Annotated in this window: 11 protein-coding genes and 2 pseudogenes; 6 read left to right on the top strand and 7 right to left on the bottom strand. The window is 38.8% G+C overall.

Features of this window, described 5'->3' with window-relative positions; all coding sequences use genetic code 11:
* Nucleotides 1-136: 136 nt before the first annotated feature.
* Complete coding sequence (locus tag ACWPW6_RS19315; RefSeq protein WP_196479507.1) at nucleotides 137-1,117, top strand: NAD(P)H-quinone oxidoreductase; 981 nt, start codon at nucleotides 137-139, stop codon at nucleotides 1,115-1,117.
* A gap of 212 nt (nucleotides 1,118-1,329) precedes the next feature.
* Here the strand turns inward: ACWPW6_RS19315 and ACWPW6_RS19320 are convergent.
* The 7 genes and pseudogenes from ACWPW6_RS19320 to ACWPW6_RS19350 all read right to left on the bottom strand — a co-directional run.
* A pseudogene (locus ACWPW6_RS19320) lies at nucleotides 1,330-1,392 on the bottom strand (IS1 family transposase); the annotation flags it as partial.
* 99 nt (nucleotides 1,393-1,491) lie between these two features.
* Nucleotides 1,492-2,715, bottom strand: a complete 1,224-nt coding sequence (locus ACWPW6_RS19325) for a Tn3 family transposase (protein WP_053764301.1) — start codon at nucleotides 2,713-2,715, stop codon at nucleotides 1,492-1,494.
* Nucleotides 2,675-4,519, bottom strand: coding sequence for a DUF4158 domain-containing protein (locus tag ACWPW6_RS19330; RefSeq protein ID WP_237073995.1), 1,845 nt, complete (start codon nucleotides 4,517-4,519; stop codon nucleotides 2,675-2,677). Before ACWPW6_RS19330 ends, ACWPW6_RS19325 begins: the two co-directional genes overlap by 41 nt.
* 228 nt (nucleotides 4,520-4,747) lie before the next feature.
* Nucleotides 4,748-4,951, bottom strand: a complete 204-nt coding sequence (locus ACWPW6_RS19335; protein WP_071548929.1) for a type II toxin-antitoxin system RelE/ParE family toxin — start codon at nucleotides 4,949-4,951, stop codon at nucleotides 4,748-4,750.
* Between the two features lie 213 nt (nucleotides 4,952-5,164).
* Nucleotides 5,165-5,476, bottom strand: coding sequence for a pentapeptide repeat-containing protein (locus ACWPW6_RS19340; protein WP_369095935.1), 312 nt, complete (start codon nucleotides 5,474-5,476; stop codon nucleotides 5,165-5,167).
* Between the two features lie 126 nt (nucleotides 5,477-5,602).
* The gene (locus ACWPW6_RS19345) at nucleotides 5,603-5,896 is read right to left on the bottom strand and encodes a type II toxin-antitoxin system RelE/ParE family toxin (protein WP_071548928.1); all 294 of its coding nucleotides are present in this window, start codon (nucleotides 5,894-5,896) and stop codon (nucleotides 5,603-5,605) included.
* On the bottom strand, nucleotides 5,889-6,131 hold the full coding sequence (locus tag ACWPW6_RS19350; protein ID WP_071548927.1) for a type II toxin-antitoxin system ParD family antitoxin: 243 nt from the start codon (nucleotides 6,129-6,131) through the stop codon (nucleotides 5,889-5,891). The genes ACWPW6_RS19345 and ACWPW6_RS19350 overlap by 8 nt, the downstream gene beginning before the upstream one ends.
* Before the next feature lie 194 nt (nucleotides 6,132-6,325).
* On the opposite strand from ACWPW6_RS19350, the gene ACWPW6_RS19355 reads away from it, so the two are divergent.
* From ACWPW6_RS19355 to ACWPW6_RS19375, 5 genes and pseudogenes are all read left to right on the top strand, one after another.
* On the top strand, nucleotides 6,326-6,958 hold the full coding sequence (locus ACWPW6_RS19355) for a recombinase family protein (protein ID WP_071548926.1): 633 nt from the start codon (nucleotides 6,326-6,328) through the stop codon (nucleotides 6,956-6,958).
* Between the two features lie 29 nt (nucleotides 6,959-6,987).
* Complete coding sequence (locus tag ACWPW6_RS19360) at nucleotides 6,988-7,260, top strand: hypothetical protein (protein ID WP_071548925.1); 273 nt, start codon at nucleotides 6,988-6,990, stop codon at nucleotides 7,258-7,260.
* A 373-nt stretch (nucleotides 7,261-7,633) separates the two neighbouring features.
* Nucleotides 7,634-7,903 (top strand): hypothetical protein, encoded by a 270-nt coding sequence (locus tag ACWPW6_RS19365; protein WP_141240695.1) that lies wholly within the window; start codon nucleotides 7,634-7,636, stop codon nucleotides 7,901-7,903.
* A pseudogene (locus tag ACWPW6_RS19370) lies at nucleotides 7,837-8,448 on the top strand (recombinase family protein). The gene ACWPW6_RS19365 and the pseudogene ACWPW6_RS19370 overlap by 67 nt, the downstream one beginning before the upstream one ends.
* 359 nt (nucleotides 8,449-8,807) lie before the next feature.
* The coding region (locus tag ACWPW6_RS19375; RefSeq protein WP_000019385.1) for an IS5/IS1182 family transposase at nucleotides 8,808-9,070 on the top strand (263 nt) is incomplete at its 3' end.

Here is a 9,070-nt window from a genome sequence, read left to right on the forward strand (position 1 = left end):
AGTAAATCGGAATCCGCAGAGGGTACGTGCTGCAACGTACAGAAAAGTGGCTAGTGATGAGACACAGTGTAGTTGGGAAATTCAACGAAAAACAAAATCATAAGGACTTACGTTCATGTTACATACTGCGAATAAAATGACTGTCATTGAAATCTCTGAGCCTGGCGGGCCAGAGGTTTTAACGCCCGTTCAGACAACGATTCCGGTGCCAAAGGCTGGGGAAATTTTGGTTCGCGTCAAGGCCGCAGGTGTTAATCGTCCTGACGTCATTCAACGCCAGGGTCATTACCCTATGCCTGACGACGTAACCCCTATTCCTGGTCTTGAGGTCGCTGGAACGGTTTCATCAATTGGAGAAGGCGTCACGGGCGTAAAGATTGGTGACCGAGTCTGTGCTCTGACGAATGGCGGTGGTTATGGTGAGTATTGCATCGTGCCGGAAAGCCAGACACTGCCGGTGCCAGACAGCATGTCAATGATAGCAGCGGCGGCACTTCCTGAGACTCTGTTCACCGTCTGGGCAAACTTGTTCAAGATTGGTGGCGCAACACAGGGTCAGAGTGTTCTGATTCATGGGGGAACAAGTGGTATCGGCACAACCGCGTTGATGCTATGCCGCGAAATCGGTATCGAGGCATATGCGACGGCTGGATCAGATGATAAATGCGATGTGATCGCAGAGCTTGGCGCTACGCCAGTCAACTACCGGACAACTGATTTTTCTGATTTCATTTTGAAGCAAACGGATGGCCGTGGCGTTGATATCATTCTCGATATAATGGGTGCATCCTATTTCTCCCGAAATATGAGGAGTTTAGGAATGGATGGCCGGCTGGTAATCATTGGCTTCCTTGGCGGAGCTTTCGCAGATCAAGTGGATCTGCAAGAACTCGCGTTGAAGCGAGCGGTTGTCACGGGTTCAACGATGCGAGCACGAACTTCGGTCGAAAAAGCCGAAATTGCCAATGACTTGCTTAAAAATATCTGGCCGATTCTCAATGCAGGTCGTTGCCATCCCATGATTCACAGCACATTCCCGTTACGCGAAGCAGCACGCGCGCATGCATTGATGGAGTCCGGCAAGCATGTTGGGAAAATTGTTCTTACGGTGAATTAGCTTTAAGCCCGACACAACTCCCACGTTAGGTCATCAGGAATATGACCATTTAAATATCCACCAATGTTGAGCCAGCATTTATTAATACGCTTATCGGGTGATAGTAATCAAATATCACAGGACACGATATGTGGCGACTAAAATATCTGATTTCGTTTTCTGGCTTTTCTATGGTGGACACCGTCTAACACATTCGCGGTAATGACTCCAACTTATTGATAGTGTTTTATGTTCAGATAATGCCCGATGACTTTGTCATGCAGCTCCACCGATTTTGGGGTTGTGTGCCCATTTCATCGAAAAGTCCAAAGTTTGCTTGTAGCCCTTTGATATCAAGGACTACAGCCGATATATAGTTTAATAATATTAATAGACTATGCCGCTAAGCTTAACGACTCTTCTGAAATAAGAGGATCTAAATTCTCCAGTAATCTTTCCAGTACAATATTATCTTTTTTAAGGCCAAAGGTGTAATTACCGGCCAGCTGTATATGCTGCCATGCGACAGGTGATAACTCAGCTATCATATTCACCGCTTCTTGATTATTTTCACGCGCAAATTTTTCAATCAAACTGGATAATAATGCAGAATTATAATAAATAATGCAGTTAGCAATGATACGAGCACAATCATTCCATTGTTCTATCTGGTAATCATCGCCACCTCTGAATTGATTACCATTAATTGACGCAATTGCACGCCGTAATTGATGGTAAGCCTCACCCCGATTAAGTGCTTGTTGGACAAACTGCCTGAGCATTTTGTCATCAACATAATCGAGAACGTATAAACACTTAATTATTCGGTCATATTCACGAAGAGCCGCTAAGGTGCGATTGTTTTTCTTACTGTTAGAAAGCTTAGTAATCACCGTGCTTTGTGTCGTCGTTTTACGGCTTAATGAACAAATTATCCATTGAATATTTTCCCACTCTTCTTGAATGAGTGATAAGTTGAGCGATTTTTTAAGTTTCAGGGAAAGGATTTCATCATACTCGATCTCAAACAATTCATTAAAAACGTGTTTAAATTTTGCATATCGCGGGGCAAACTGATACCCAAAGAGATCAAGGATAGCAAAGTTTACATTGTTAACGCCATGCGTGTCTGTTGCTAATGTTTTGGGCTGAATATGGCTGGTATTATTATAGAGTAAATCGAATGCGTGGTGAGCCTCATATTCATTGGCTGAAATCACTTTCGTATTTATTGGTACATGATTTGAAACTAATGTGAGTGCTGATACGCCTTTCCCTTTTCGGAAATATTTAGCAGAAAAACGGGCTTTAAATGTATTGATTCGGCAACCATGTTTTTGGCCATCAATACTACCAAATGGGGCACTTTCGTTAATCGTATAATATTTGAAAATGGGGAGTTTTGCTAAAGCATCAGCTATCATATCATTAGCTTCACTCGTTGTTTCAGGCCTAATATAACCATCATTGACGGCTCTAAGCACACCGATGGCTCTATCTGATATTGATGACATATGATGAACACCATAGTTTGAGCCATTTCCAAATATGCAAGCGAGTAAATCGCCCTCTTTGGCCTTAGTGTTTTTCTTTTTTGATGGCGATATTTTTAAATGCATCTAAGTAACCCGTTTTTTGATGAACATAGTCCATAATTTCAATGATCCCCATATGTTGGAGCTGGTTATATATGGGATTATCAATGTCATCTTTCCAGCGTTTATTCGCCAGTTTCCATGTTAACTGATTTGAACGCGGTTGAAGTGTCACGAAATCATTGGCTCCATCATGGATATTGCGACCAATTCGCTCCATTTGGTCTCTCAGTTTTTGCGTTAATTCCGAAAGCGTTTGTTGTATCGGTGTATTGAGCCGAGTTAATCCTGTTTTTTGAATGATGACATGGCTTTTTTTCCACTCGGTGGCTGAAATCAGATCATCGTCTAAACGCTTGTTGCTGGCGCTTTCATTGATGTAAATATTGTTACTCTCAATCATCCGAGCCACTTTTTGGTATAAATAGTATTCAAATCGTTGAGTATTAACCTGTTCATCTATCAGGATAAAAGGTTTATCGTTTTTTAACAGTAACCGCTGATCGACGGTAGAAATGTGCTTATCTTTTTGAAGTTCTGATTTTGCTGTTAATAATTGGGAAGATAGTAGTTGTAATCCTGGTTCGCACTCGATATCAATCGCGAGAAAGAGTGACCTCATTGTATTCGCAATTTTTCTGTATTGTGTATCAATGTATAGCCACTCATAATGGGTTTTATCAAAACTATTCTTATTAAGATGTTGACTTATTAACTGAATTTCATCTTTAGACATCATTGCAAATGCATTTTGGCGAATATCACCAAATTGCGTATTGTCACTGACGTTTTCATCAACAAAGAGGTGTAAAATATTACCCGCATGCATTAACTTTTCACGAATAATTTCCAGTTCTTCTGCAATGCGTAACTTAGCTAAAGCACTCGCAGCTTCCCTTTGCTTTCTCGTCACATATAAAAAAGCTGTTACCAATTTATCATTAGTTTCTTGGTAGCGAAAAAATAGATAACAAACCAGATATAACATGCCTTGCCATTCGGGAAATCGACGAATTTTATAAATCGATTGATGTTGAATAATCGATGCATAATAGCTTAAATTACCTAATGATAATCCCAATTCACCAACAAGACGTTTTACGTCGGGATAAACACTTTTTATGGCATTATGCGTTTCAATTTCACTTGCGAGCTCTGTCGGTGTAAAATCTTTAGCTGCGCCTTGTTGGCCAGATAGACTATTTAAAACCCCTTTTGTATGCAGTATCTTCTTTAATTTTTTATGTATTATTGGTGGCACGCTATTTGAAAGGATCAACTCGGTACGATGCCTCTCATTAGCTAAAACCGTGGTGATCATATTTTGCAAAGTGGAATAACCCACTAATCCAATTCTGTTTTGACCTAAAAAAGCGAGGCATTCATCAAAAATATATTTGGGGTATGTACAGATTGTTGCGACATCACCCAAACGCTCTATCAAGGCTTGTTTATCTTGTCTTAATAACCGCGAAAAACCCAGTATTTCATGCATTTTAGCGATCAATGTTGCTCGAGTACTTTTAGCAATAAAGGGGTATTTCGGCTTTCTATTTGGAAAATGTGTCGCATAAATATAGTCGACATCTTGTTTAACCTCTCGTAGTTTAAATTGAGCGACAACAGGCTTCGCGCGAAAATAACCAATCAGAAGAATTAAATATATTTTCGTTTCAATTTTTCCCATTTTAGTGAGGATTTTTTTTATACTCGGATCTAATGAAAAATATTCTTCACGCTCAATTTGATTAAATATTGGACGAGAATAGAGCTCATGAATCTCCTGTTCTGTCAAAATTTGAATACGGCCTGATTTAATCTCTTTCATTGTGGTTATGTTCTATCCTCTAAAAATAAACAACATCATATAATGGACGCGCGCGTAATCGATATAAAAGTGCAATTTAAGTCTACCTTATCTGCACCAAGCAATATGGTACGCATTTCTTATAAAAATCGACTTATAGAGAACCAGTTCCGCACGATAAGTTTAAAGAAACTAAGCTAGTTAATGAGAAGGGATTTATAAAAAATGAGTTAACTGAAGTTTTCGAGTTTACAGGTCAATCTCATCAAAATAAAAGTGTTTTAGTGGCTCCATTTGTTGATGAAGAATTCGGATAACAAAAATATCATCGGTTCTATATCGGTAAAAAATTGCATGCTTAGAGTGGTTATGACGCCTAACCCCAACTGCAATTTCTGTATACTCGAATATCCCTTCAAAGTCTTTAGCCGCTAAATTGGAAAGTTTATACATTATGAGCGTTCTTCACTTTCTTAGCGCTGAGTGAAAAATGCGCAAATTTATTATTTGCAACAAGCCCATATTTCTTACTCCTCGCTTTATGACAAATTTGTAATCATTTTTTAATCAATAACCCATAGTTATAATGGTAGTATTAATATAAATAAACTGATAGAGAGTAAATTTGTTATGAAAAAATTAATATTGGTAATCTTAACTAGTGCGTTATGTATGACAGCTGCAGCTTCTTATGCAGACAGCATGGCTAAAGACAGCATGGCTAAAGATAGCATGGCTAAAGACAGCATGGCTAAAGACAGCATGGCTAAAGATAGCATGGCTAAAGATAGCATGGCTAAAGATAGCATGGCTAAAGATAGCATGGCTAAAGATAGCATGGCTAAAGATAGCATGGCTAAAGATAGCATGGCTAAAGATAGCATGGCTAAAGATAGCATGGCTAAAGATAGCATGGCTAAAGATAGCATGGCTAAAGATAGCATGGCTAAAGATGATAAAATGTAATGCTGTATTAATAAATAATAGCTAAATATTCATATAAGTACCTTTTTTAGGTTATCTTTCTGATAAAACTAAAGAGGGTACTTTAATCTTCAGCATGAAAATAATGCTATTAAAATATTTGTCTACTTACTTTTCAAACTACTCAAAATAAAAGTGTTTTAGTGGCTCCATTTGTTGATGAAGAATTCGGATAACAAAAATATCATCGGTTCTATATCGGTAAAAAATTGCATGCTTAGAGTGGTTATGACGCCTAACCCCAACTGCAATTTCTGTACACTCGATTCCTATCAATGGATTAGGGCTAATCACTTCTAATACATCGTGTAAGTTTTTAGTGTATTCATCTGCTTTCCTAATACCAAAATTCACGAGGGTATACTCGAATATCCCTTCAAAGTCTTTAGCCGCTAAATTAGAAAGTTTATACATTATGAGCGTTCTTCACTTTCTTAGCGATATCTTGGAGTGTTAACGACGACTCACCACTTTGCTCACCTGCATCAATTAACATCTTCAATGCTGCTGTTTGCTTTTCTTGGACCTCAAGTAAACGTAGAGCAGAGCGAACGACTTCACTTGTTGAGCCATATCTTCCTGACGAAATGAGTTGATTGACAAACTCATCCAATTGAGCCCCGATTGTTACACTTGTTGTACGAGCCATAGCACCACCTTTTGTGTTAATTATTAACACAATAATTTTAGTTAGCCTATTTGATAAAATCAAGTCAATTAGACTTATAGCATTAGGGTATACCCCAAAGCGAGAACCTAAAATGCATCAAATCACTATCAATGCAATAATCTATATGCGATACTTTTAATGAGATAATTTAAATGCGATAGATTGGTGAAAAAATGTTCATACGAGCTTACCTCAGAGCCTCTTCTGAAGATCAATATGCAGATAGAGCAAAAAATATGCTAAATGATTTTGTTGAAGAACGAGGAGGACGAATTGCGAATTATTATCGCGAGCATATTAGTGGCACAAAATTAGAACGCCCTGAACTTTCGCGTTTACTCAGTGATAGTCAACAAGGTGATATTTTATTAGTTGAACAAATTGATAGGCTCACTCGATTAAACAATACCGATTGGCTAAAATTAAAAAAACAAATAGAGCAACATGAGTTACGGATTGTCAGTCTCGATATACCAACATCTTGGCAAGCCTTAAATAACCAAGATCCCACACAGAATGACCCTATCACTCAAGCTGTACTTTCTGCTATTAATACCATGTTGATTGATTTGATGGCAGCAATGTCACACAAAGATTGGATCAGTCGCCGCGAACGACAAAAACAAGGTATCGAGCGCGCTCAGACTTTAGGTAAATACAAAGGAAAGCAGGCGGATAAAGAGCGTCATGAGAAAGTGATTTATTACCGAAAAACCAAAGGACTCAGTATTCGAGAAACCGCTGAGGCTACTGGCTATAGTCGTTCACAAGTCTGTCGAATTCAACTACGTTATCAACAAAAATAATCAGCATTCTATTTAGAGAGGAAAAACGTATGGCGATACCAACAGAACAACTCCTCGGACTATTACGTCGAGGATATACAATCACCACATTTTATCGTTTATTTGCAAAGGCCGCCTTTCAATCCTCGGTTCGCATACCTGAAGGTTATCTTTTACTATCACAAAATGGGGAAGAAGAAGGCGTTTTAACGCATATCGAATTCCAGTCGATTAAATACTTACTCATCGAACACAATATATGGGAAGAAGTCATTGGTTCTACACTTTATGGTGGAAGCAGCTGGTCTTTAAAAACCAAATAGAATTAATGTGTTATTGAGAAATGAGGTATATCACGATTACCTGTCACAAAATATAATATTACATCTACTTTTATCCCCCATCAGACTCAACGTTAATGTCACTATTTTGAATAAAATCACATGCAATGAAATATAAAGACAAATAAATCACTAATACAAGATAAGTTATTTTTTTATTTCATTTTACCCACAAAAAACAGAAATAAAAATAACCAAATTACTTATCCAAACATTTAATCACTAAAAACTGCTGATTCACTGGCATAAATTGATCTAAATAGTTTCATTAATAAACGAATGATTGAGATATCTCAACCCAAACTGTAAATTACGGTCAATTATAACGTTGAAAATGAAAACTATTCGTAATTTTATGTCAATCAAATCTATCTGTTTCGTGTTCATACTTGCAACTTTATTTGCTGCTCATGCGAGCAAGGCAGCCAATATTCTGACGCTCTCAAATCGTGATGCTATTCAATTCGAACAACGCCAACGGTTAGAGTCTGAACTCAATCAACGCCAGCTATTAGAAACACAGAACAACCTCATCCTCAATAAAGACGGCATTACGCCATTAAAGGATATCTTCGCGCATCAACCCATGAACAGGATGCATCAAGAGCAAAAAATGAACTATTGAAATTTGTCGAGGGAATGGGACTACAGATTGCCTGCTGGTTTGAAGAGAATGAATCGGGCGCCCAACTTCACAGACCTGAACTCTTTCGCTTACTCAATGTGGCCATGCCAGGTGATATTATTTAAGTTGAACAGGTGGATAGAATTAGCCGCTTGAATACGGATGACTGGGAAAAATTAAAATATCTCATTGGACATAAAGGGTTGAAGGTTGTTTCTTTAGATCTCCCAACCAGCTATCAATTTATGAATCGCACCGATGAGTTTACGGAACGAATGCTTGCCGCCTTTAACAGTATGATGTTAGACATGCTGGCAGCGGTTGCGAGAAAGGATTACGAAGATAGACGTCGCCGCCAAGCCCAAGGAGTGCAAAAAGCCAAACAAGAAGGAAAATACAAAGGTCGCCCGATCAATAAAATATTACACCAAAAAATTGAATGCTTGTTGATGGAGGGGTAAAGTTATAGTCAGATAGAAAACCTGATAGGTTGTTCAAGGCATACGATCTCGAAAGTATCAAAATCCATGAAAGCAGCAAAATAAATTACTTATAATAAACCACTTCTCCCTTAAAATCCTGATATCACAGAGGTTCGAGCAAACTTTAGACTTTTGGATGAAATGGGCGAGAAACCCCATATCCAAACTGACCCCGATATTAATCAATTCTCTCATGGGTGCAAGCCCATCATTTTTGATAACGACATTTTTTGCGCAATAGCGACAGTGCATAATTAGAAAGAAAATCCCGGCGATCACGAGACCAAAATAGCTTTCTCGACTCCCCCAAAAATGTGCGCTTAATTTTAAATAAGTTAATCCCCATACGCTTAGGGAAGGTGCGAACAAGTCCCTGATATGAGATCATGTTTGTCATCTGGAGCCATGGAACAGGGTTCATCATGAGTCATCAACTTACCTTCGCCGACAGTGAATTCAGCAGTAAGCGCCGTCAGACCAGAAAAGAGATTTTCTTGTCCCGCATGGAGCAGATTCTGCCATGGCAAAACATGGTGGAAGTCATCGAGCCGTTTTACCCCAAGGCTGGTAATGGCCGGCGACCTTATCCGCTGGAAACCATGCTACGCATTCACTGCATGCAGCATTGGTACAACCTGAGCGATGGCGCGATGGAAGATGCTCTGTACGAAATCGCCTCCATGCG

Source organism: Providencia sp. Marseille-Q8014 (assembly GCF_965112055.1).